The organism is Roseivirga sp. AWQ4_251 (assembly GCF_056158225.1).
The window spans coordinates 385,754-410,220 of record NZ_JBSWSW010000001.1 but is presented as its reverse complement, the minus strand read 5'-3'; the positions used below and the strand labels follow the sequence as shown (position 1 = coordinate 410,220).

The 24,467-nt window shown below is 39.8% G+C and carries 14 protein-coding genes; 10 read left to right on the top strand and 4 right to left on the bottom strand.

The features are described 5' to 3' along the window. The first annotated feature begins 3 nt into the window (after nucleotides 1-3). On the top strand, nucleotides 4-1,761 hold the full coding sequence (locus tag ACXACJ_RS01880) for a sensor histidine kinase (protein ID WP_475132568.1): 1,758 nt from the start codon (nucleotides 4-6) through the stop codon (nucleotides 1,759-1,761). Beyond that, on the top strand, nucleotides 1,754-2,383 hold the full coding sequence (locus ACXACJ_RS01875; protein WP_475132567.1) for a response regulator: 630 nt from the start codon (nucleotides 1,754-1,756) through the stop codon (nucleotides 2,381-2,383). The genes ACXACJ_RS01880 and ACXACJ_RS01875 overlap by 8 nt, the downstream gene beginning before the upstream one ends. Here ACXACJ_RS01875 and ACXACJ_RS01870 read toward each other — a convergent pair. Next, a complete protein-coding gene (locus ACXACJ_RS01870) occupies nucleotides 2,380-3,624 on the bottom strand; it encodes a T9SS type A sorting domain-containing protein (protein ID WP_475132566.1) in 1,245 nt (414 codons plus the stop codon). The two genes, ACXACJ_RS01875 and ACXACJ_RS01870, sit on opposite strands and share 4 nt — an antisense overlap. Nucleotides 3,625-4,036: 412 nt before the next feature. Here ACXACJ_RS01870 and ACXACJ_RS01865 point away from each other — a divergent pair, with 412 nt between their 5' ends. From ACXACJ_RS01865 to ACXACJ_RS01850, 4 genes are read left to right on the top strand one after another with little or no spacing between them, the layout of a single operon-like run. After that, nucleotides 4,037-4,537: a TetR/AcrR family transcriptional regulator gene (locus ACXACJ_RS01865; RefSeq protein ID WP_475132565.1), complete on the top strand. Its 501-nt coding sequence runs from the start codon at nucleotides 4,037-4,039 to the stop codon at nucleotides 4,535-4,537. A gap of 50 nt (nucleotides 4,538-4,587) precedes the next feature. After that, a complete protein-coding gene (locus ACXACJ_RS01860; RefSeq protein WP_475132564.1) occupies nucleotides 4,588-5,925 on the top strand; it encodes a TolC family protein in 1,338 nt (445 codons plus the stop codon). Nucleotides 5,926-5,939: 14 nt separating this feature from the next. Beyond that, nucleotides 5,940-7,043 carry an efflux RND transporter periplasmic adaptor subunit gene (locus ACXACJ_RS01855; protein WP_475132563.1) on the top strand — a complete coding sequence of 368 codons (1,104 nt, stop codon included), beginning with the start codon at nucleotides 5,940-5,942 and terminating at the stop codon, nucleotides 7,041-7,043. 30 nt (nucleotides 7,044-7,073) lie between these two features. Beyond that, on the top strand, nucleotides 7,074-10,235 hold the full coding sequence (locus ACXACJ_RS01850; RefSeq protein ID WP_475132562.1) for an efflux RND transporter permease subunit: 3,162 nt from the start codon (nucleotides 7,074-7,076) through the stop codon (nucleotides 10,233-10,235). Nucleotides 10,236-10,337: 102 nt separating this feature from the next. On the opposite strand, the gene ACXACJ_RS01845 is transcribed toward ACXACJ_RS01850, so the two are convergent. Next, the gene (locus ACXACJ_RS01845; RefSeq protein WP_475132561.1) at nucleotides 10,338-12,215 is read right to left on the bottom strand and encodes a T9SS type A sorting domain-containing protein; all 1,878 of its coding nucleotides are present in this window, start codon (nucleotides 12,213-12,215) and stop codon (nucleotides 10,338-10,340) included. 164 nt (nucleotides 12,216-12,379) lie between these two features. Between ACXACJ_RS01845 and ACXACJ_RS01840 the strand changes: the two genes are divergently transcribed. Genes ACXACJ_RS01840 through ACXACJ_RS01825 form a run of 4 tightly spaced genes read left to right on the top strand, consistent with a single transcriptional unit; the run spans nucleotide 12,380 to nucleotide 17,066 of the window. Continuing rightward, entirely contained in the window at nucleotides 12,380-13,795 is a 1,416-nt protein-coding gene (locus tag ACXACJ_RS01840; protein WP_475132559.1) for an MBOAT family O-acyltransferase, read from the top strand. Next, the gene (locus tag ACXACJ_RS01835; RefSeq protein ID WP_475132558.1) at nucleotides 13,761-14,726 is read left to right on the top strand and encodes an SGNH/GDSL hydrolase family protein; all 966 of its coding nucleotides are present in this window, start codon (nucleotides 13,761-13,763) and stop codon (nucleotides 14,724-14,726) included. Before ACXACJ_RS01840 ends, ACXACJ_RS01835 begins: the two co-directional genes overlap by 35 nt. Before the next feature lie 11 nt (nucleotides 14,727-14,737). After that, nucleotides 14,738-16,138: an MBOAT family O-acyltransferase gene (locus ACXACJ_RS01830; RefSeq protein WP_475132557.1), complete on the top strand. Its 1,401-nt coding sequence runs from the start codon at nucleotides 14,738-14,740 to the stop codon at nucleotides 16,136-16,138. Then, nucleotides 16,104-17,066, top strand: coding sequence for a hypothetical protein (locus tag ACXACJ_RS01825; RefSeq protein WP_475132556.1), 963 nt, complete (start codon nucleotides 16,104-16,106; stop codon nucleotides 17,064-17,066). Before ACXACJ_RS01830 ends, ACXACJ_RS01825 begins: the two co-directional genes overlap by 35 nt. Here the strand turns inward: ACXACJ_RS01825 and ACXACJ_RS01820 are convergent. Then, entirely contained in the window at nucleotides 17,063-20,089 is a 3,027-nt protein-coding gene (locus ACXACJ_RS01820; RefSeq protein WP_475132555.1) for a T9SS type A sorting domain-containing protein, read from the bottom strand. The genes ACXACJ_RS01825 and ACXACJ_RS01820 overlap by 4 nt on opposite strands. A 74-nt stretch (nucleotides 20,090-20,163) precedes the next feature. Further along, the gene (locus ACXACJ_RS01815) at nucleotides 20,164-24,465 is read right to left on the bottom strand and encodes a hypothetical protein (RefSeq protein ID WP_475132554.1); all 4,302 of its coding nucleotides are present in this window, start codon (nucleotides 24,463-24,465) and stop codon (nucleotides 20,164-20,166) included. Nucleotides 24,466-24,467 lie beyond the last annotated feature (2 nt).

The window sequence follows — 24,467 nt, the reverse complement described above, 5'->3', positions numbered from 1 at the left end:
CGTATGAAATTAACTTTTCATATTATTATAGGCCTATTCCTTTTTTCCAGTGCAGTTTCTTTTGCTCAAGAATTTGACTACGCAGGAGAAAGTGAAGAAGCCGAAAGACTAAGGGCTGAATCGCAATACGATTCAGCCCTAGCCATTAATAAATTAATCTATAAGAATGCGCTTCAAGAAGGCAACCTAGAATACCTAATGACTTCTTCAATACACATGGGCTCCGTATTTCTAGAACTCAGAGAACTGGACGTTGCTAGAGATTATTACCTAAGGGCCATTAGTATTGAAGGTTACTTTTCAGGAAAAGAAATACTTATAAACAAGGCCCTTATGGGGGTAGGAGGAACTTTTCACGCAGAAAACTTTTTAGATTCGGCCCTCTACTATTATGGTTTAACCCAACAAGGATTCATTGATCAAGGAGACCCAAAAACTGCAAGTGCCCTCCTTACCAATATGGCTTCTATATATTATTTACAGGCCACTCAAATAAAAGGAACTCAAACAGATGCTCTCTCATTAAATATTGAAAGAAGTGACAAAGCCTATAAGTTGCAATTAGGCCTGGAAGCCGCCCTTAAATCAAATAAGCTCAAAACAGAAATAGAAGACCAAAGAGGACTAGGCAGAAATAACCGATTAATCGGGAGGATATTCCGCGAAAAAAGACTTTACGATAGTGCGCAATTATATTTTGACAAGGCCTTTAATGTTGCTGATTCATTAGGATATAAAGATGACGCCAGAGCTGCACTAATTGATCTTTCCTATCTATCAACTTTAAAAAAGGATTACAAAAAGGCTTACGGATACAGAATTGAGACCGAAAAACTAACTCAAGAAATTTTTGAAGAAGGCAAAACCAATGCAATTTTTAAACTCAGAGAAGAATACAGAAACACCTCTCTTGAGCTAGAAAAAGAACGACAAGAGAGTTTAGCGTTAGCTCAAAAAAGATACAAAACAATAATTCTTATCACTTCTAGCGGTCTCATCATTGGAATTTCTGCCCTCCTCATTATAGTTAATCAAAGAAGAAAAAGTATTCAAGCGCTTTCGGAAAAGAACGAATTAATAGCGAAGCAAAAGATTGATGATCTGCTTCAGGAACAAGAAATATCTTCTCTTCAAGGCATATTGGAAGGTCAAGAGACTGAACGCAAGCGAGTTGCCATGGATTTGCACGATAGGCTTGGTGGTATTCTTTCCATGGTGAAACTTCACTTCAGTTCCTTTGAAGAGAAAATTGATGATTCTAATCCGAACAAAAGTAAGTTTGAAAAAGCTTCAGAACTTTTGGATCAAGCCACAAAAGAGGTTAGACATATTTCCCACGATTTGATGTCTGGAGTCCTTACAAAATTCGGCATTGTTCCAGCCTTAGAAGAGCTAGCCGAAAAAATTTCGAGCACGGGACAAATCAAAATAAACCTTTACACTTCTGACCTTCAGGGAACGCTGGACTCTGAACAGGAAATTCAAGTTTATAGAATTGTTCAAGAGCTTATTAGCAACATTCTAAAACATGCCAAAGCTAGTGAGGCTAATATTCAATTGAATAAAAATGAAGACAGCATCAACCTTATTGTTGAGGATGATGGTGTAGGTTTTGATTATAAAAATCAAAATGGCAGTGGTGGCATTGGACTTATTAATCTCAAAGCCAGAGTCTCCAAATTAAACGGATCTTTCCATGTAAACTCCGGAAGAGGTGCAGGCACAACAATTTCAATAGACATTCCTATTTCAAATGATTAGAGTATTCTTAGTTGATGACCATCAAGTGGTTATAGACGGTATTTCATCCATTTTGGGAGAAGACGAAAACATCAAAGTCACGGGCAATGCCCTTAATGGCAAAGAAGCCTTACGAAAACTTCAAACAGATCCAGTTGACGTTCTTCTTTTGGACATTAACATGCCAGAAATGGATGGGATTGAAGTGGTTGAGCAATTGTTAAAGAACGGAAATAAGCCCAACACATTGGTATTAACCATGCATAACAACCCTCAATTCACAAAGCAACTTATGGAGCTAGGTGTGGAAGGCTGCATTTTAAAAAACGCTGGAAAAAAGGAGCTCACTTTTGCTATTAATGAAGTTTCTCAAGGCAAAAGATATTATGGCGAAGATGTAACAGGTTCTTACTTCGATTCTTTAGAAAAAACTCAAAAGGCTGTTCAAGAGGTTCAACTCACGAAAAGAGAGGTGGAAATCATTAAGCTGATCGCCACAGAATACACCACAAATGAAATTGCTGAAACTCTGTGCATTAGCTCTTATACTGTAGACACTCACAGAAAGAATATCGTAAATAAACTTGGGGTTAAGAACATTGCAGGGTTAGTGAAATTTGCTTACGAAAATGCTTTGGTTTAAGGCTGATTTGATTTTATCAGCCTTTTCCGGATGTATTGGCCGTTTTCAAGTTTGATAATAAGCTCATAAATTCCATTCTTCATGTCTCGAATATCCAAAACTAACTGCCCTACTTTCAAGGTCTCTACCTGTTTTTCTATATTTCTTCCGTAGCTATCCATCAAGGTGATGGCCGTAGCACTTACAGGCCCTAGTAGATTCAAGTATTCGTTGGCAGGGTTAGGAAACATAGATACCTCGTTTTCTTCAGCAGAATATTCTACAGAAACAACTTCAAAATATTCTGACTTACCATTGAAATCTGTCTGCCTCATTCTATAGTAAGATCGCCCTTCCAAGGGTTTATCATCAAAAAATTCATAATACTTTTGTTCCGAAGAATTTCCATTCCCTGGAATTAGAGCTATTTCTTCCCAGCTTTTTGCGTTTTGAGATCTGAATAAAGAAAAATAATGATTATTCTCTTCAGAAGCTGTTTCCCAATTTACCAATACCCCCTTTCCAAAAGGAGTAGCTTTAAAAGAGGTTAAAGAAACGGGTAAAGCCGTGTTATTAGTAGGTGCACAACCAGGAAAGTTGCTGTAAATAGAACCAGCCCCTCCCCCATCATTCCAAGAAACATAATCACCATCTGTATCGGTAGACCAACCATCAATGTAAGAGAAGTCAGTTACTGTACCATTGATGGTGGATCTAAATAATCTTGTAGAAGGAGGTGAATTTCTGAAAGTTCCTAATACCCCAGTTACCGACCAATGTATGTCGTTTGAAAACATGACATAAATATCTCCCAACCCTTGCCCACATAAACCTGAAAAATTAAAAGGAATAGTTACGGCTGAATTCATAATTAAAATATGACTTCCAGCAGGTATTACTGTTGAGCCTGGAGAAACCGTTTGGAAAGAAAAATCACACCCTGTTAAAAGGGAATTTAAACTGGAAACTAAACTAACCAATCCTGCAGAAGTGAAAAAGTCCGTTACACCAAAAAGATCACCGGTACTGGATGTATTAGCATATTCTATATCAATTGTTGAAGCACCAGCCGTAAAACTAGTGGAGCCACTGTAAACTAAGAGATATTCCCCCAAACCGTCCACTTCTAAAGATAAAACTTTGGGGCCACAACCATTCACCATAGCGCTCACCAACTGCGCTCTCTGTGCTCTTGCTTCTGCATAAACAATAGCAACGCAAAGCCCAATAAGAAAACGACATGCACTACTTTTATTTAGCATAGACTAATTATTTACATAAAATAATATAACAAATAATAACTTTTATTAAAAATATTTATTCAAAATTCTTTGAACAAGAAATGACGACAGTAGAAAGGAATAGGCTTGCCTTTAGATGAAAGAAATTAAGAATGGCAAACGGGAGTCTCTAGATTATAATACGTGTAACGTATTTTTTACCCTCAGGATACAAAAAAGATATTTTCACAAACCGTTTCTTGGCTTTAAAATCCCTTTAAAAAAATTAACCTAGATTTTTCTTTTAATCGGGAACCTTTAAGTCTACTAAACGATTGAACGTTCATTCAATCACTCATTCCCAATCAACTCAACGCATGGAGCCTTTAGCCGAAAAAAAGAAGCTCATATTAGAAAGTACGCTCGATCGGATCAAAGATCACGGCTTTCATGCATGCCCGTTAGCACGGTGGCCAAGAATGCGGGAGTTGCGGCTGGAACAGTTTATACCTATTTCGAAAGTAAAGACGAACTCATTAATGAGCTTTACAATTATGTAAAAAACACGATCTACGGACGCGTAAGTAACAACGACAATCCCGATTTAGATTATAAAACAAGATTCTTCAACTTCTGGAACTGTTTGGCCCAACTCTATTTAGAAAGACCTGCCATTCAAAGGTTTTTCGAACAGTTTATGAATTCACCCTATAACACACCAGAAGTTCAACATAAAGAAAGTACCTGGCACAAATGGAGTGATGCCTTTTTCAAAGAAGGCATTGAAATGGGCTACTTACGAAATCTAGACCCAAGAATAATCTCGATTATGGTGCTGGGAAGCATCAATTCTTTAACCCGTATTCAAGCAGCTTTCGGAAACTCCCTTTCGAAAAAAGGAATCAATCTAAACTTGGTTTCCGAAATGGTTTGGGACGGAATTAAAGCACAATAGCCAAGGCTATTCTCAAAACAGTAATTAAAACCAATAACAACTCAATACAGATGAACATTAAAAAGCAGTTATTGCTTGCGGTAATAGGAGTTTTGCTTCTTCCGCGATTGGTCTCGGGACAGACCAATGTATCTGGGCCGTCAAACTTGTCATTAGAACAGTGTTTGACATATGCCCTGGAAAACAGCCCATTAATCAAAACCAGCTCAATAGACGAAGAAATTGGCGAAAGACAAATCAAATCGAGTCTTGCAGGATGGTTACCTCAAATTTCGGCTACGTTTAATGCTACTCACAACATTAAGCTTCAAACGCAAGCCATTGGCGGTAACCTGATCACACTAGGACAGAAGTATAATTCAAATTTGATTCTTCAAGCCAACCAGACTTTATTCAGCAGAGATCAGTTTTTTGCTTCAAAGTCGGCAGATGTGGTAAGAAAGCAGCTTGATCAAAACACCGAAAACAGCAAAATCAACACGGTTGTAACGGTAAGCAAGGCTTATTACGACATTCTACTTACCTACGAGCAAATTAAAATTCTGGAAGAAAACCTTAGCCGCGTAGAAAAGCAGTTTAAGGATGCCAAAAGCAGATACGAATCAGGAATAGTAGACAAAACGGACTATCAAAGAGCCAGTATTTCTCTTTCTAACCTAAGAAGCGATAGAAACAGAGTTGAAAATTCCATCAAGTCGAAAAGAACATTCTTGAAGCAGCTTATGGGTTTTCCTGTAGAACAAACTTTGGAACTAGACTTTGATTATCAGCTTATGCAAGCCGAGATTCAAGTTGACACTACCTCGGATTTACAACTTGAGAACCGAATTGAATATCAGCTTTTACAATCTCAAATTGAAGTTTCTAACCTTAGAACCAATTATGAAAAGTGGGCTTTCATCCCTAATGTTTCTGCTTTCTATAATTACAATTGGATTTTCTTCAACAAACAGTTTGGTGATTTATACAACCAATCGTACCCAACATCTGCAGTAGGTCTTTCTTTCGGAATTCCTATTTTCCAAGGAGGAAAAAGAACCCAGCAAATCAAATTGGCTGAGTTAAACCAAGAGAAGAATTTGGTTCAGTTAGATAACCTTAAAAAGCAGATCAGCACTGAGTACCAAACCGCTTTAGCCGAATACAAAAGCAGCCTTTTCGAGTGGCAGACCATTCGCGAAAACATGCAAATGGCAGAAGAAGTGTACGACATTATTAAGCTACAATACGATGAAGGCATAAAAGCTTATGTGGATTTGGTAGTTGCCGAAACCGATTTAAGAACGGCTCAACTCAACCACTACAACGCGCTTTACAAAGTTTTGGCAAGCAAAATCGACCTTCAAAAGGCCTTAGGAAATATAAAAATCAATTCATCACAGCAATAAACACAACATATATAATGAAAAAACAGACTATTCTACTAGCTCTGGGAACGGCCCTGATCGCCCTAACCTCTTGCGGAAGCAAGCAAGAAGTAGCACAACAGGCCGCTCCACCACCAGCCGCGGTAAAAGCCGTTGCGGTTGCTGAAAAAACAGTAACGGGCACAGACGAATATCCAGGCACACTAGTACCCTTAAATGAGGTTGAAGTAAGACCACAGATTAGTGGCTACATTACTAATATTTATGTGAAAGATGGCCAGCAAGTAAGCAAGGGACAAAAGCTATACGAAATTGACCGCAGAAAATACGAAGCGGCCAAGCAACAAGCTGAAGCTAATGTTTCTATTGCCGAAGCCAATCTAGCGAGAATCAAAAAGGACGTTGAGCGTTATGAAAACCTGTTGAAGCAAGATGCGATTGCAAAACAACAAGTAGACTACGCCAGAGCCGATCTTCAAACAGCTCAAAGCCAAGTGGCTTCGGCAAAAGCTCAATTACAAAGCGCCACTACTGATTTAAACTACTCGATCATTACAGCTCCTTTTGCTGGAACTATCGGAATTTCAAATGTGCGTTTAGGTTCTCAAGTAAGCCCTGGACAACCTTTGTTGAACACTCTTTCTTCAGTAGACCCTATTCAAGTGAACTTTGTGATTAACGAGAAAGAAATTCCTCGTTTCAACAGATTGCTTAGAGAAAAAGAAAGCTTAGACTCCCTTTTCACCATTCAGTTTTCAGACGGAACATCTTATCCTTTCCCAGGAAAATTAACCACAATAGACAGAGCTGTTGGTCGCCAAACGGGCACCATCAATTTAAGAGTGGAGTTCCCAAACCCAAACAAAGAATTGGTGCCAGGAATGACTGTAACTCTTGCTGTAATCAATCAAGATTACGGAAACCAGTTAACCATTCCTTATAAAGCTGTTACCGAGCAGATGGGTGAATACTTTGTGTATGTGGTAGAAAGCAGCAATACAGTTCACCAACAAAAATTAGAGCTTGGAACGCTTTTGGGAAGCGAAATCGTAGTCAGAAAAGGCTTGAAACCGGGTCAAAAAATTGTGACCGAAGGTATTCAAAAGCTTCGCGAAGGAGCTCAAGTTTCTGTTCAATAAACCATTCAACTCACTTATTGAAGATTTAGAATGATATCAAAAGTATTTATAAACCGGCCCATTCTGGCCATGGTTATCTCCATCGTAATTGTATTGGTGGGAACCTTGGCTGCACTCAACCTGCCGGTCACTCAATATCCGGACATCACTCCGCCAGTTGTGTCCGTGTCTGGTAACTACACAGGTGCCGATGCACTTACGGTAGAACAAACCGTGGCTACTCCGATTGAAACGCAAGTAAACGGAACCCCGGGCATGTCGTACATCAGCTCGAACAATACCAGTACGGGGCAAATGCAAATGAACGTGACCTTTGATGTAGGTACCGACATTGAACTTGCTACCCTTGACGTTCAGAACAGGGTAAGTATTGCAGAACCTTCTTTACCTGAAGCTGTAAGAAGGCTGGGAGTCGTGGTAAGAAAACGAAACCCGAGTATCATGATGGTAATCAGTCTTTACTCGCCAAACGGAAGCCATGACACAAAATTCCTTTCCAACTTTGCCAATATTTATGTAAAAGATGCCTTGGCTAGGGTAAAAGGAGTTGGAGATATTCGCGCCATTGGCCAAGACTTTGGAATGCGCGTTTGGCTTCAACCTGATAAGCTTGCACAATATGGAATTTCTACCGCTGAAGTTACCGCTGCCATTCGCGAACAAAACGTTCAGGTAGCAGCCGGAACCGTAGGCGGAATGCCTCAGTACAATAGCCAAACTTTCGAATACCCAATTACGGTAAATGGAAAGCTTGAAAACGAAGACGAATTCGGTGACATCATTTTAAGAACCATTCCAGAAGATGGATCAATCGTATACTTAAAAGATGTGGCTCGCATAGAGTTAGGCCAGTTTGATTACGGAAGGCAGTCGACCGTAAACGGAAAAGATGCTGCTATTCTATTGGTTTACCAAGCACCTGGAAGTAATGCCATCGAAACAGCAGAAGGTATTTATGCCGCTCTTGAAGAACAAAAAGTGGCTTTCCCAGCTGACGTAGATTATGTAGTTCCTTTCGAATCCGTTTCTGTAGTTGAAGTTTCAATCAAAGAGGTATTGAGAACGTTTGGGGAAGCGCTTCTACTTGTAATTCTCGTAGTATTTCTATTCTTGCAAAGCTGGAGAGCCACATTGGTTCCCGTTTTGGCCATTCCAGTATCCATTATCGGAACCTTCATTTTCTTTGTTCCTTTAGGATTCACCATCAATACACTAACCATGTTCGGCTTCGTACTGGCGATTGGTATTGTAGTGGATGACGCTATTGTAGTAGTGGAAGCTGCCCAACATTACATAGACAGCCTCAAACTTTCAGCAAAAGAAGCGACAACTCGCGCTATGAAAGACATTACGGCTCCTGTAATCGCCATTGCATTGATTCTTGCCGCAGTATTTATTCCTGTAGGTTTTATTCCTGGTATCGTGGGTAGAATGTATCAGCAATTCGCAATCACAATTGCTATTTCTGTATTGATTTCTGCTTTTGTGGCTTTAACACTTACACCTGCTCTTTGTACCATTCTTTTGAAAGAATCGAAAGTAAATGAAAACGGGAAAGGCTTGAACAAAGCTTTCTACCGCTTCAACATGTGGTTCGAAAGAGTTACGGGTTCATACACTAATGGCGTTCGCAAAAGCATCAAAGGAGCTCCTTTAGTCTTGATTATTTTGGCTTGTATTTTCGTTGGAACCATCAGCCTCTTCCAAGCAAAACCAACAGGTTTTATTCCTACAGAAGACGAAGGAAGACTTTTCGTTTCGTTGGAATTGCCAGAAGGCTCTTCAAGTGCTAGAACCAGAGCCATCATGGACAACATGGTTGAAATGATGCAGTCTACGGAAGGCATCAACAACATCACTGGTATTGGCGGATTGAATGCTATCAACTTCTCTTTCAAACCCAATGCAGGCACGTTCTTCGTGCAAATGCACCCTTGGGAAGAAAGACAAGATCCAGCTTTGCAGCTTCAGGGAATCATTGGCACTTTAAGTCAAAAATTTGCTGCGGTAAATGAAGCAAGCATCCGAGTAATTCCTCCTCCTGCGATTCCAGGTTTGGGACAAACAGGTGGTTTCAGCTTTATGCTTGAACAACGCGCTGGTGGCGACATTAAAGAGTTAGAGCAAGTTATGGGGCAGTTCTTAGGCGCTGCAAATCAACGCCCTGAAATTGCTATGGCTTATAGCTTCTTTACTGCGAAAACACCAGGTTACCATATCGATGTTAATCGTGAAAAGGCGAAAAAGCTTGGAGTTTCTCTCACAGATGTATTCTCAACACTTTCTAACTATATGGGAAGTAGCTACGTGAACGACTTCACCCGTTACGGCCGTAATTTTAGGGTTGTAGCTCAAGCAGACACTGCTTATCGCGGTGAAATTAGCGACATTAATCAGTTCTATGTGATCAACCGTCAAGGCGAATCAGTTCCGTTAAGCGCTTTGGTTGATTATAATGTAGAAGAAAATTCACCTGTAATTTCTCACTACAACCTTTTCCGTTCTGTGGAAATCAACGGAAATGCAGCCCCAGGCTACAGTAGTGGTCAGGCGCTTCAAGCGTTAGAAGAAGTTGCAGATCAAGTGTTGCCTGCTGGTTATGGCTACGATTTCTCAGGCTTAAGCAAAGAAGAATTGGCTTCAGGCAACAGTACCATTTGGATTTTTGCTCTTGCTATTGTACTTGTATCATTGCTCTTGGCAGGTTTGTACGAAAGCTGGTCCGTGCCATTTTCGGTACTATTAGCATTGCCTTTGGGAGCCTTCGGAGCTATTGTGGCGCTCACCTTCTTACCAAAACTTGACAACAACGTTTATGCTCAAATTGGTTTGATTACCCTAATTGGTTTGGCTGCTAAAAATGCCATTCTGATTGTTGAGTTTGCTAAAGAAAGGGTTGACAGAGGAATGCCTTTGCTACAATCCACTTTGGAAGCTGTAAAACTTAGATTGAGACCTATCATCATGACTTCCTTAGCCTTTATTTTAGGGGTTGTGCCATTGGCTCTAGCTCATGGAGCTGGTGCTATTGCTCGTCAAACTATCGGTTGGACGGTAATTGGAGGTATGTTGGCTGCAACTTTCTTGGCAATTTTCGTGGTACCGGTACTTTATGTGGTTATCACAAGAATAGCATACGGTAAGAAAGGTCTTGCAGAACTAGAAGCTAATTACAAGCCTGAAGGCGCATAAAAAACATCATTGTGTTTTCTTAAATATGGTTGTTTTAAGGCCGGTCAGTGAAAACTGATCGGCTTTTTTATTGAGCGGAATAAAAAAAAGACAAGAGAAAGATTAATTCCTTTCAATCAGTAATTTTTCTATATAGGATTGTTTTGATGTAGAAATTCGGATCAGGTACAGCCCCTCTTTCAAATCTGTTAAATCAAGCTCCACAGCATTATTAATTCCTATGGAAGTTTTTTCTTTCAATGAAACGGTTCTACCATCAGAAGAATAAACTCCGATTTTTGGCCTTTCGGCAGAAGTGTTTTCCCATGAAACTAATACTTTGCCTTCCGATGGGTTTGGAAATACCTTAAGTTTTGGTTGGTAAGTTTGGTCGTCTAAAGAAGTAACATAATCTCCCTGTACAATTTTGAGCCTTTGATTAGCTTGAATGTTTTTCACCATCTCTTTTTCTCCGCCTGGCCACGTAATTTCTAATGAATCCGCTTTTGCGGCAGTTCCCAAACCAAAATGAGCAATAGTACTATGTTGAGATCGGAAGCTTGAGCCACCATCAATTTCCTTAATCCAAGAATCTTCCCCTACAAAAATCCGCAGCCTTGCGCCAAAAGCATCCCTATTCACAGAAACTCCTTCCAACTCAATTTGCAACCAGTTGTGATCGCTATCTAGATCATTTCGATACAACAAAACGTGAGTAGTAGTAGGAAACTCAGGATCAATCGTGGTAATTAAAGCATCTAAATCACCATCATTATCATAGTCTGCATAAACTAAAGTTCGGTTTCTGTCGGTCACATCAATGCCAGCACTTTCTGAAATATCAATAAAGCCTCCATTTCTGTCATTCAGAAACAGTTTATTTGGATCCTCATTAGCCGTTCTAAAATATGCCGTCACCTTTCCATTGGCGACAAATAAATCATCAAATCGATCATTATCTATATCCATAAATGCGGCTCCCCAACTGGTGGCCACAGCAATGGTTCCATCATAAAGGGAATCATTCTGAACACCTAATTCCGTGGCGATATCCTTAAAAGTATTATCGCCTTGGTTTTGCATAAAGAAGTTATGATCGATGGAGGTGAAATAATAATCAAAGTCTAGATCGTGATCATAATCACCAATAGCGACACCCATGCCATACATTTCTTGGTTCATGTGAGTTTCCTCACTAACGTCAACAAATCCCTCTGTTGGGTAAGTATTCTCGTACAGAACATTGGGTGAAACCCACATTCCGAAATCATTCACCACCAACAAATCCATATCATTGTCTTGATCATAATCAGTAAAAGTAGCAGCTAGCGTACATCCCGCATTGTTCAACCCAAACTGCTCTGAAACCTCAGTGAATGTTAAATCACCATTATTGATATAAAATTTATTAGGATAACAATTATGATCGTAACCTATGGTTTTACCTTGACCGTCATCTACTGTAATATAATCCTTTATCCAGCCAAAGAGATAGAAATCCAAGTAACCATCTAAATTGAAATCACCAAAAACAGCACCATGGCTATCCATATCTCGATCGTTTATTCCAGCCTGATTTGTGATATTAGAAAAAGTGCCATCACCATTATTCAGCATTAAATAACTTGGGTAATTTCTTTCTGAGGCCAACAGAACATCTCTGTCTCCATCATTATCAATATCAGCGGTTACTACACCATAAATTGGAACGGAAAGTGTAAAACTAAAACCTGCTTCCTGAGTAATATCGGTGAACGTTCCATCACCATTATTTCTAAAAAAGCCATCACGAATATTATCGCCCCCTGTCAAATACAGGTCGATAAACCCATCGTTGTTATAATCAAAAAAAGCAGCACCAGCACCATCCATTCGTCTGGTTGGAGAAACAAAATTGATACCTGAAGACTCGCTAACTTCAGTGAATGTGGTTTGAGCATGCGAGTTAAAACACGAAAGAAGGCCAAACCCTAATATTAAAAGTTTCAAATGATGTTTCACGGTGATTGTGTCTGATATCTTATTCGAATTAAATCATTTTTCACTGCTTTTTATGGTTCATAGAATGATTATTTAACTGAAAATTGCAGCTCAACAGCATTGGTATCCCTTTTAGATTCACAAATATTTCTCATATTTAAGATTAACTTTTTAGGTATAAGAAGGTGCTATTCAACTCTATTCACTTTGCCATATTCTTTCCGATAGTAGTCCTACTCTACTACAGAATTCCGCATAAATTCAGATGGATGTTTTTGCTTATAGCCAGTTATTACTTCTATGGTAGTTGGCATGCTTGGTACCTTTTGCTTATTGTGGGCTCTACTTTAGTCGACTATTTCTCCGCATTAAAAATCAGCCTTTCTGAAGACGATGTCATACGAAAAAGATGGCTTTACTTAAGCTTAATTGTCAATCTGGGTGTACTTTTCATTTTCAAATACTTCAACTTTTTTGCCGATGGAGTTCATGAATGGGGTTTAGCAATTGGCTGGGATATACCTAAAATTTACCTTAACCTAATTTTGCCCATTGGAATTTCTTTCTACACGTTTCAAACCATGAGCTATACCATTGACGTGTACCGAAGGCAAATTGAACCCGAAAGACATTTGGGATACTTCGCACTGTATGTATCGTTCTTTCCTCAGCTTGTAGCCGGGCCAATCGAAAGAGCCAAAACGCTGCAACCTCAATTGAGAAATCCAGAAAAATTGACCTTGACGGATGTTCAAGAAGCACTTAACCTCATTGCTTATGGCTACTTTAAAAAACTGGTAGTTGCTGATAGGCTGGCAACTTATACCAGCAGTGTTTTTGCCGACACCCATCAAGCTACTGGCCTTTCCATTCTTTTCGGCTGTCTCTTTTTTTGTGTTCAAGTCTATTGCGATTTTTCAGGTTACAGTGACATTGCTATTGGTACGGCTCGTTTATTTGGTATCCGGTTAATGGATAATTTCCATAGACCTTACCTTTCTAAATCGTTGAGAGAATTTTGGAGGCGGTGGCATATGTCTCTTTCCCAGTGGATTCGTGATTACGTTTATATTCCTTTGGGAGGAAGCAGAATTAGTAACCCAAGAACAATTGTCAACCTGTTTATTACTTTCATTTTGGTTGGCCTTTGGCATGGCGGCTATTGGTCGTTGGTCGCTTGGGGCGCAGCACATGCGCTGGGAGTAGCGATTGAACGAGCTTTTATTGGTGTGGATATAAAGCTTCCCAAATTCTTGAAAACATTATTTGGCAGGTTATGGACATTGACTTTCGTGGGTATCACCTTTATTGTGTACGTAGCCAGAGACTTAAATCAGGCCTTAGTAGGATTATCCAAATTGTTCTCTTCAGAATGGGACATGAGCAGAAAATCGCTATTTGCAGGCTTAACATACCTGGAATTCAATTTCTGTATTTTAGCTGTCTTCTTGCTGGCTCTCAGTTATCTTTTGCCTGAAAAACCTGTTTATAAAGGCCCTTATAGTTCAGCCAAAAACACAGCTTATTTTCTTTTATTTACCTTGTTGACATTCATATTGAGCACCAATGAGCAAATTGAATTCTTCTACTTCCAGTTCTAAACAAATCGCAAAGTATTTGCTAGTTTGTTTTGCCTTAGGCGCAGGAATGCTCTTATTGCTCGATGTTGCATGGTCTAAATATGTAGTATATCAAAAAGAATGGTTTGGCTCAAGTATTGTAAAAAGAGCTTTTACCAACACCGACCCGGATGAAATACCAATTTTTGGAAGTTCAATGGCCCAAAGAAGTTATGTACCTGAAATTTTAGGATCTAACTTTTACAATTATGGAAGAGCTGGCTCTAACTTTCAGAAAATCTATCCATTGGTAGAGGCTGAGTTTCAGAAAGAAAGAACCTCCCCCATAATCATCGACTTCTACAGTAATTTTTTGAATTATAAAGAAGATTACACCATTCGAATGAGAGATTTCTTGCCTATGGCAAATGAGCCCTTAGCTGAAGAAATCCTCAAAGACTTCGATATGTATAGTCCAGCATTTAAAATTCCGGGGCTACGGTATTTTGGCTTCTTCACGGATTATTGGGCCGATTTAAAAAAGACACCTCGGGAAGAACAGGAGAATTACTTTAACAACGGTGGGGCTTTTTACTTACCCAAAACGCCAAAAAAAGAATTCGACCAATATGTAGAAGAAAGGCTAAGTATGTATAATCCGTTCACTGCAAGCTCTCAACTAGAAGAGCGTTTTTTAAAACTCTTAGCAAGCAGGCCCGATAGAAAAATCATCTTAGTCATAACCCCTAGTCATAAATCCGCCTATGGCACCGAAATACAGTTTGACGAAATGGTTAGCTACTTAAAAGATCTTGAAAAGAAATTCCCTAATGTGAGAATGGTAGCATTTGACGGGCGAAACTACCCTGACAATTGCTTTAAGGACAGCCTCCACCCCAATTATATTGGTGCTCAAAAATTCAGTCATGAATTTAAAATCTGGCTACTTGAAAACGGAATTATTAAACCATAAATCATCGAGAAGTGCTGTTTAATTCCGTTCATTTTCTCATTTTCTTCCCAATAGTGCTTATTGCTTATTATAGCTTAGCACATCGCTATCGCTGGATTCTGCTCTTAGCAGCCAGCTACTACTTTTACATGAATTGGAATCCGTGGTACCTAAGCTTGATTTTGCTTTCTACGGGAATAGATTATTTGGCTTCTCACAAAATTGAATCCTCAATAGACCAGAAGTTTCGGAAAAGCTGGCTTATGGTGAGTATTCTCTTAAACCTAGGCATCCTTTTCACTTTTAAATATTTCAACTTCTTTGTCGATTCATTTCATTCAATGATGCTGAATTGGGGTTTAGAAACCTCAAAAGTTTACTTAGAAGTCATTCTGCCTGTGGGTATTTCCTTCTATACTTTTCAAACCATGAGTTATACTATTGATGTTTATCAAGGTAGGCTCAAGGCTGAGAAGCACCTAGGCTATTTTGCATTATATGTGGCCTTTTTCCCTCAATTAGTAGCAGGGCCTATCGAAAGGGCTGGCCACTTACTCCCTCAATTCAAGAAAAAGGTCAATCTAGAAATGGATGATATTTACATTGGCGTGAATAGAATTCTTTATGGCTATTTCAAAAAAGTTGTCATAGCAGATAGGCTCTCCATTTATGTTGGGCATGTTTTTTCCGATGTAGAATCGGCCTCTGCTGTCGCTATTTTCCTGGGTGCTTTTTTCTTCCTAATTCAGGTTTATTGCGACTTTTCTGGTTATAGTGATATTGCTGTTGGCATTTCAAGACTGATGGGCTTTGACTTGATGATCAACTTTTCAAGACCCTTTATTTCTACATCTTTTGCAGAATATTGGAAACGCTGGCATATATCTCTTTCCCTGTGGGTTCGCGATTACATCTATATCCCTTTGGGAGGAAATAGAGTCCAGGAGTGGAGATGGTACTTTAATTCAGTGTTTGCCTTTACCATTATGGGCCTTTGGCATGGCGCCAATTGGACTTATGTTCTTTGGGGACTAATGCATGGCATATTGCTAGCATCTGAAAATGGACTCAAAAAACATGGCATTCAAAAACTCCCTAGTAGCTTTAGAAAGCCTGTGGGATGGGGCATCGTTATGTCCGCGTTTGTACTCTCAATGATTTTCTTCAGATCAGAAAATCTTTCTGATGCGTTCACTGCATTCGATCGTCTGTTTTCCCTTCAAGGTTCTTTCGATACTAAGAGTATACGTTCGGGCATCACCATGGGGGAATTCTATATCAACTGGATGGTCATATTCATGCTGGCGATAAGTTATCTACTTCCTCAAAGCTTTAAATTCAGATTCAATCATCTCTATATTTTCACTATACTATTTTTGATTTTAGTGCTCGGAACCTATGAGAAAATCGAATTCGTATACTTCCAGTTTTAAAAAGCGACTTGCCTTTTTGCTAGTTGCTTTCTTTGCGATATCGATCGTCTTTGTCTTTGTGTTCGATCACTTTTTTACGCAATACGTGGTACTGAAAAATGAAACCACTAACTACCATAAGCTATATAGACTTATGCATGAAAACCATACTGAAGAAATCCCAATCATGGGCTCTTCCACGGTTTTAAGAGGCTATATTCCAGACAGTCTTGGCGCGAACTTTTACAACTATGGAATTACAGCTACCAACTTTCAGAAAATCGAATTTCAGCTAAAAATGGAGCTGTCCAAAAACAAAAACACTCCCATTATCATTGATTTACCACCGCCCTTCTTTTATGACAAAGAGCAGCCCAACATAAGAATGGAGGATTATTTACCAATTGTAGACCTTCCGGAAGTCAACGATTTCATGCAAACCTACGACCTTTCCGAACCTTGGCATAAAATCCCAAGCCTTAGGTATTTCGGCTATTATTTAACCTATATAGGTGCTTATAAACGCGAAGATGAATTACCAAAAAAAATGATCTTTAATAAGGGAGCAAAAGTGGTAAGAACGAAACAAACGAGTGAAGAATTTAAAGCGCTAGAAGCATGGAGAAAAGAAAACCCAATGCCTATTGTTGTTTCTAATTCTCTCGTAAATCAATTTGAGAATTTGATTGAAGCCCACCCTGAACGCACTTTTGTCTTAGTGGTTTCTCCATTTCAGAAAGCTGCTTACGAGTCTGGTACCGACCTGAACATTTATCGTTCTCTCCTCAAAAAACTAGAAGCCCAACACAAAAACCTCAAAGGCCTTGTTTTCGATGGAAGTCTTTACCCTAATGACTATTTCTTAGATACATCGCACCTTAACTACTGGGGAGCTGCCAAATTCTCTCAAGAACTAAAAGAAAAACTTCTAGAATTGGGCATTATTTAATTGCTCCTTTTCAGAAGCTTTATAGCCTTGTTCAATTTAGGGTTGCGCACATTAAGAATATAAAGCCCGTCAGGTTGACTCCTTAAATCGAATGGAACTGTTTCTTCTGTATTGAACGATTTTTTCTGACCAGATGAAATTTGCTTTCCTTTGCTGTCGATGATTACATAATCAAATCCACTAGCAAAAGATTGATCAAAAAGCACATTAAAAACACCAGAAGAAGGATTTGGACTCACTGTTGCCACCAAATCCAAAGGATCATCAATACCTGTTACTTCACCTTCTAAATTCAGTGTGATTTGGTTCGACATAGCTACTGGCCCCAACTGATCGCTTACACGGCACTGGTACGTTCCTGATTCATCCACGTCAATTTCACTATCTGTTTCGCCCGTAATTTCTTCTCCGTCTTTGAACCATTTAAAAGCGAATCCCTGACCTGAAACATAAGACTTCGGAGCTCTAATTGTTGCAGCTCCAGTTCCAATAAATGAGTAGTTAATTTCTGGATGGAAGGTCACATCATACTTAGCTGAAAAAACACCATTACCATGCGTTGCCGCTACAACAAGGCCATCCACAGGCCTAACTTTCACCATGTTTACTACGGCCTTGCCAATTTCTTCAGGAGCTTGTAATGTCCATTGAGTTTGCATACCGTTAATGTTTTCGGTCATATACAAACCAGTACTGGTTCCCACAAATAGCATTTCACCACTTTCTCCATTGGGTAAAATCTCGATAGATCTTACTGAAGGCCCTCTTCCTGAACCATCACTGTTTTCCTCCAAGTTTCCTGCAATCGGAGTCCATGTTCCTCCTCCGTTTTCTGACATCCAAACGCTTACGATTCCATAATTACCATAAGTCAAGAAAACGCGGTTGGCATCACGAGGGTCTACAGCGATACTGCTCACAACCGCAGGCGATGAACTTCCAGAAGGCAAACTACCACTAGTAATATTTATTGCTTGACCAATATCTCCTTTAGTACTACTTACTTTATAAACTTTACCTGCTCTGGTACCAAAATACAGCACACCTTCTGGTTGAACCGAAGTAGCCAATGCCGCAACAAAATCGCTGGAAAGGCCGCTTCCTGTAAAGCTCTTCCAAGCGCCTTCTCCTGGATTTTCTCTGATATCTTGGGTGTAAAACACTTTCCCTTTAGCTCCAACGAACAGTTTGTCTTGATTTACCCTATCATGAATAAATGGATTTACGAACAGAAAATTATCTGAATCACCATCAGGACTCACTTCCCCTTGATACACATAGGTATTATCTTCTAGCGCTAAACGGTAAACCTGCCCCTCTTGCGCAGATACATAAATTGAATTGTAAGTAAAGGCAGAATAAGAACCATCGCCTCCTAAAATCCTTTGCCAAGCACCTATAGAACTTTCCGGGTCAGTAATCCAGCTACCATTATCCTGCATCCCACCAACCAATATCGGATTTCCTCTGCCTTCACGCATAAGATCAACGGCATAGAACTGACCTGTTACATAACCATTGTTCAGCGGAGTCCAGATCACTGGATTTTTAGTAGCGTCTCTTAAGTTATTTGTGGTTAAGTGCACACCTCCATCAGAACCCGAAAGCATTTGGTTTGGGTTTGAAGGAAAAATGCTTAGCGCATGAATATCGGGGTGATGATTAGGGTAATTTGGATAAGCATTCGGATTATCATCTTTTTCGTAACCACCGATATTTGTTCTCTGTGTAGCGGTAGCAAATGCATTTTTAGAACGCAATAGATTCGTTCCTCCCACAAAAACGGTAAAGGAATCATCAGGATGCACTGCTCCGACCAAATTATACCCTCCTTGGGCATTATGGCCTTGGCCTGCATCTTCAGAAACACCAAGATTGTTCGTTAAACTCAACCAAGAATCTTGGTCAATGGTATACTTGTACAAAAAGTTGTTCCCTAAAGTATAGAGAATGTTTTCATCTTGAGGATCTAAGAAGAGTTCTACACGCTGATAACTCGATGGGAAATTTTCTGGAAGTGCAATTGATGTCCAGTCAGTGCCATTTTCTGAAATGAAAATCCCTTCTTCTGCATTTGTACCATTTCCGTCACTATTAGAAATGCTTGCAATTACTTTGCCCGTTGGGCTCACCACAATGTCCGAAAAGTTGTAACCTTCATTGCTAACGCCCAAAACGGTTTGGTAACTCTGAAAATCATCGGTAGTTCGGATGATTTCAGAAACACCAGCTACATAAATTTCTGTTTCAGAAGTATTTGAATAGTCGATGGCCATATCGTGAACAAGCCCAAACTTGCCCAAACTCACATTTTGGCCGGTGCTCGTTGCTTGAATAAGAGACCATGTTTTTCCACCGTCTGTAGATTTATGAATGCCATCACCCAAATAAAACGCGCCACTGAAATTGGCTGAATTTCCAAAAAATTCGCCTGTTCCGTAATACCAATTCGAAGTTTTTCCTGCTCTTTTATCTTGAACTATCGTTGTTACTGAAGGCAATTGGCTAACTGAAGAAGTACGAGTCCAAGTAGAGCCCTTATTTGTACTACGCCAAACCCCACCTGAAACGGCTCCGGCTAAAATCACGTTTTCATCGGAAACATCGATGGCCAAAGCGCGCGTTCTACCTCCTACATTGTATGGCCCCCGATTCACGAAATTTGAAGCGTTGGATTGCTCCACGCCTGCGGCCGATGACCTTAAAGCTTTTCTATTGTTTTGAACGGCAATGGACTTTACAAACTCTAGCTCCTTTGTTCGAATGTTCTCAGGAACCTCTCCCGTTGAAGGATTTTTCAACATTTCATATTCAAACAGAATTCGCTTTAGTGGATTTTCTGACTCCTCTTCTTCCTTCTCGTCCTCTTCAAATTCGAATTCGTTCGATTCATCTTCAACTTTAAAAGCACTAAACTTTTCAACCTTATAAGCTGAGCTTTTTGAACCAAACGGGATCAACCAAATTGCTAGCAAAGCACATAGGCACCCTAAAACCAAAACTCCAATTCTGCTCTTTTTCATGTAATCTCAATTAGTTCAGGTGCGGATGATCTTTTCATCATATCTTCCAACTCCCTAAAAGATAGAAAAGTATTTTATTGCTCTCTTTTCAATAGTTTCAATGTTGTGGTGGCTTTTCCTGTATCAATTCTCAAAAGAAAAACACCGTCACTGAAACTCGATAAATTCAATTTTATTTCATCGCCAATAAAGGCCGAAGGTTTCTCATTTTCTAATACCTGAGCCCCTCCATTATCAATAACTGCCCATTTGAAACCACTCGGGAAATCGTGCCCTACTTTAAGCGTAAATCCACCTTCCGAAGGGTTTTTCAAGATGATAAACGCACCTTCAATGTCTTGTGGATTATCTATGGATGTGACCACAATATTTGCTGTGTAAGTTTGTTCTTGAGTAATCACACCAGAGAAGAAGTTATTATCAGAACCGACAATATTGTTGTCGCTGCTAATATCTAAATCAACCAACCCACTTTCTTGAATATTCACAATTTGAATACGGTAAACTGAACCAGAAACAGATTGGCGCGCCTGAATAGTAGCCGAAACAGAGTTATCCGCCATTTTGAAATCTGAGAGATCGACATTCTGAACGTTAGTAGAGAAAGTGACTTCGAAAATCGCAGTGGTTTGATCAATTTCTTCCTGAGCGGGGTTATGCCTCAAGATCGTGGCCGTTGCGCCTGCTGTTGTTTTAAAAGTATAGGTTTGCTCCGAATCAATGATGCCTGTAAAAAGGTTGCCATCCGAAGTGTTCACAGAAAGGCTTTCTGCAAAATTCAAATCAATTAAACCCTCGCCACCAATGTCGGTGATTTCAACTCGATAAAGTGAAGCTGAATTTTGAGTTACTTCGGAAATGGTAGCATCCACCGAATTTGAAGAAAGTGTAAAATCATCAACATCTAAATTCTGAACGTCACCTGAGAATGAAACCAAAAATGTGACCTCTGTTCGGTTGATTTCTTCAACGGTAGGGAAAGCCCTTGTGATGGTTGCCTTGGGAGAAACATCTGCTGAAATCATGAAAGTCTGTTCACTCAACACAAAACCTTCGAATGCATTTCCAGAAACGTCTTCAATGTTATTCGAAGCGGAAATATCTAAGTCAATAATCCCATCTTCTTCATAACCTGTTACGGTAACCGCATATTTTTGGGCATTTACTTTTTCTACAGAAATGTCATTAGCTGTTATAGAAGTTGCAGAAAGGGCAAAATCTGAAGCGTCTACATTTTCAACATCTTCATCGAAAAGCACGTCAAAAGTTACACTTGGCAAATTCGTTGTGGCCAAAGTAGGTGCCGAACGAAGAATTGAAAGAATTTCAGGAGCCGTAACGTCTATCAAGGTATAGCTTTCTTCCAAAGAAATAGTACCTGTAAATTCGTTCCCGAATTCATCTACAATACCAGAGTCATCCGCAACATCCAAATTCAAGGTTCCAAGACCTTCAATTCCAGTCACCATTACATTGAAAGTTGTATTATCGGCCACTTGTGTTACCGAAGACACAATTCCCGTGGCATCTCCATTGAGTTTAAATGAAGTGGTTTTCACATCGAAAGTTGGTTGATCGAAGATTAGCTGGAAAGTAACTTCTTCAGCTTCGATTTCTTCTTCCAAAGGAGTAAGCCTTTTCAAAGAAACAAGACTTGGCCCCACCTTGTCCAAGCCAATGTTGATGGTATTGCTCAAAAGTTCGCCACCAAATTCATCGCTCACTTTTAATTGATAACTACCCGAACTTTCGGTTACATAATTTGCGTCTTGAGCCCCTTCTATTTCTTCTCCATTTTTCAGCCATTGGTAAGCAAAACCTCCTCCTGTGATGTAAGATACCGGCCCGCGAAGTGTGGCAATTTGGGTGCTCTTATCAATAGAATAATTGATATTAGGCAGAAAACTGATATCATAATTGGCTTGAAAAACGCCATTTCCGTGTGTTGCTACTAAAACCTGCCCATCAATAGGTTTAGCTTTCACCATAGTGACGATAGAACTGCCTACGGTTTCCTCTGCTTCTTTCACCCAAACCGTATTATCACCATCCAATTGGCCAGTCATATAAAGCCCGAGCGAAGTACCTACAAAATACAGTGAAGCATCTGTTCCGTTTGGCAAAATCTCGAAATAGCGAATAGAAGGCCCGCTTCCAGAACCATCAGGATTTTCTTCCAAATTCCCAGAAATGGACTCCCAAGAACTACCTCCATCATTGCTCATCCAAATGCTTACAATGCCATAATTACCGAAAGTCACATATACATTATTAGCATCTCTCGGGTCGACTGAAACGCTAGTTATGGAGCCTTCAGGGAAATTATCAGGCGTAATATCCTCCACTTCTGTGGAAGTGATATCTGAAATCTTCATCAAATTTCCAGCTCTTGTTCCGAAATACAGCATTCCTTCTGGTTCAATAGAAGCCGATAAAGCGGTCACAAAATCACTCCCTAAAGCCTGAGACATATTAAGATTCGTCCAATCTATTTCTGAAGGTTCTTCACGAATATCATTGGTATAAAAAACTCGGCCTTGAGCACCCACATACATTCTATCTTGTTTAACAGGATCGTATATAAATGGATTTATAAACAAGAAGTCATCTTCATCGAAACTTGGAGAAATATCGCCTACATAATCATAAGTTTGTGTAAACTCATCCAGCACAAACCTTCTCAATTGGCCTTCTTGAGCAGAAACATATAGAGAATTATATGTTGCAGCATTATATGAACCATCTCCGCCCAACAAACTCACCCATTTTTCATCAGCGGCAAAAGTCTGAGAACCAACTGAGCCATTATCTTGAAGACCAGCCAGTGTTAAAGCTTCACCTCTATTGAATTTGTAAGAATCGACCGCATAAACTTGCGAGGTAAGATATCCATTGTTCAGCAACTCCCACTTCACAGGACTATTTCCGCCCGAAGCCAAATTATCTATTGTCCTCTGAATACCGCCATCGTTACCTGAAAGCATTTTATTCGGGTCAGAAGGGTAAAAAGCAAGTGCATGTTGATCGGAATGATGATTACTATACTGCGGGAAATTATTGGGGTTATTATCTTCAAGATAGCCACCAATATTTACTCGGTTTACGCTAGTCTGAAAAGCATCCGTAGACCTTAAAAGGTTTGTTCCTCCAGCAAAAACAACATTACTATTATCAGGGTGAACTCCTAAAATCAAGTTGTAACCACCTTGACCATTATGACCCTGGCCTGGGTCGGAAGAAACATTGAGATTTGGCGTTAAAGTGAGCCACTGACCTGCGTTAATACTGTATTTCAATAAAAACGAAGTACCAAGAATGTAAAATACATCTTCATTATTGGCGTCAAAAGCGACCTCAATTCGACCATGATTTGATGGCAAACCCGAAGGCGGATTGATTTTCACCCAACTAGTACCATCAGAAGAAAGATAAACGCCTGTTTGTGCATTTGGACCATTGTCGTTATCGTTTGCGATTGTAGCCACTAAAACTCCTGTACTCGAAATGGCCAAATCAGTATAAGAGATACCCGTATTATTCGCGCCAAGCACCACATCAAAAGTCTGGAAATCGTCTGTGGTTCTGTATATTTTACTGAGAGAAGCCGCATACATTTCTCTTTCCGAAGCATTCGAGTTGTCAATTACAATCGCATTAATCAATCCGAAATCGCCCAAAGTTGTGTTACTTCCTTGAGTTGTTGAAGGGATTACATTCCAGCTAGCACCATTATCGGTTGACTTAAAAATGCCATCGCCTAAATAGAAAGCTCCGCTTGCCGAAGCAGAATTTCCAATCAGTTCTCCTGCTGCATAAAACCATGTATCGGTTTGACCGCTTCTCTGATCCTGAACCAATGCAGAAACTGCTGGCAATTGAGTAACACTCGAAGTTCTTGCCCAGCTTTCTCCTCCGTTTGTCGTTCTCCAGATTCCTCCCGAAACCCCTCCAGCCAAAATTATTTCTTCATTGGCCACATCAATCCCAATGGCTCTGGTTCGGCCTCCAATATGATAAGGCCCACGGCTTTCAAAAGTAGGAGTTTGAACACTATTCGCCCCAAAAGATTGAGTGGGTAAATTGAGCAGATTTTGCCTTTCCAGCTCCTTCTGGAATCTAAATTCCTTTAGCCTAATGCCTTCTGGGATTTTACCCGTTGAAGGATTGGCCAACATATAATATTCGTACTCTAATCGCTTTTCAGGATTTTCTCTTTCATCTTCTTCCTCCTCATCATCGCCCTCAATGGTAGCTTTTTCGAACTTGAATTGCGGCTTTTGTCTTACTTCAAATTCCAGTTTGTGCTTTAGAAAAGAAGAAAGAAAAAGAACGATAAAGAAAGTAAGGAAGCTAGAAGGTAAATACCATTTTTTCATGA

What these genes read in the sequence shown, in the direction of transcription:
- ACXACJ_RS01880 (WP_475132568.1), top strand. Translation starts at nt 4, where the DNA reads ATGAAATTAACTTTTCATATTATTATAGGCCTATTCCTTTTTTCCAGT.
- ACXACJ_RS01875 (WP_475132567.1), top strand. Translation starts at nt 1,754, where the DNA reads ATGATTAGAGTATTCTTAGTTGATGACCATCAAGTGGTTATAGACGGT.
- ACXACJ_RS01870 (WP_475132566.1), bottom strand. Translation starts at nt 3,624, where the DNA reads ATGCTAAATAAAAGTAGTGCATGTCGTTTTCTTATTGGGCTTTGCGTT.
- ACXACJ_RS01865 (WP_475132565.1), top strand. Translation starts at nt 4,037, where the DNA reads ATGCCCGTTAGCACGGTGGCCAAGAATGCGGGAGTTGCGGCTGGAACA.
- ACXACJ_RS01860 (WP_475132564.1), top strand. Translation starts at nt 4,588, where the DNA reads ATGAACATTAAAAAGCAGTTATTGCTTGCGGTAATAGGAGTTTTGCTT.
- ACXACJ_RS01855 (WP_475132563.1), top strand. Translation starts at nt 5,940, where the DNA reads ATGAAAAAACAGACTATTCTACTAGCTCTGGGAACGGCCCTGATCGCC.
- ACXACJ_RS01850 (WP_475132562.1), top strand. Translation starts at nt 7,074, where the DNA reads ATGATATCAAAAGTATTTATAAACCGGCCCATTCTGGCCATGGTTATC.
- ACXACJ_RS01835 (WP_475132558.1), top strand. Translation starts at nt 13,761, where the DNA reads ATGAGCAAATTGAATTCTTCTACTTCCAGTTCTAAACAAATCGCAAAG.
- ACXACJ_RS01825 (WP_475132556.1), top strand. Translation starts at nt 16,104, where the DNA reads ATGAGAAAATCGAATTCGTATACTTCCAGTTTTAAAAAGCGACTTGCC.
- ACXACJ_RS01820 (WP_475132555.1), bottom strand. Translation starts at nt 20,089, where the DNA reads ATGAAAAAGAGCAGAATTGGAGTTTTGGTTTTAGGGTGCCTATGTGCT.
- ACXACJ_RS01815 (WP_475132554.1), bottom strand. Translation starts at nt 24,465, where the DNA reads ATGAAAAAATGGTATTTACCTTCTAGCTTCCTTACTTTCTTTATCGTT.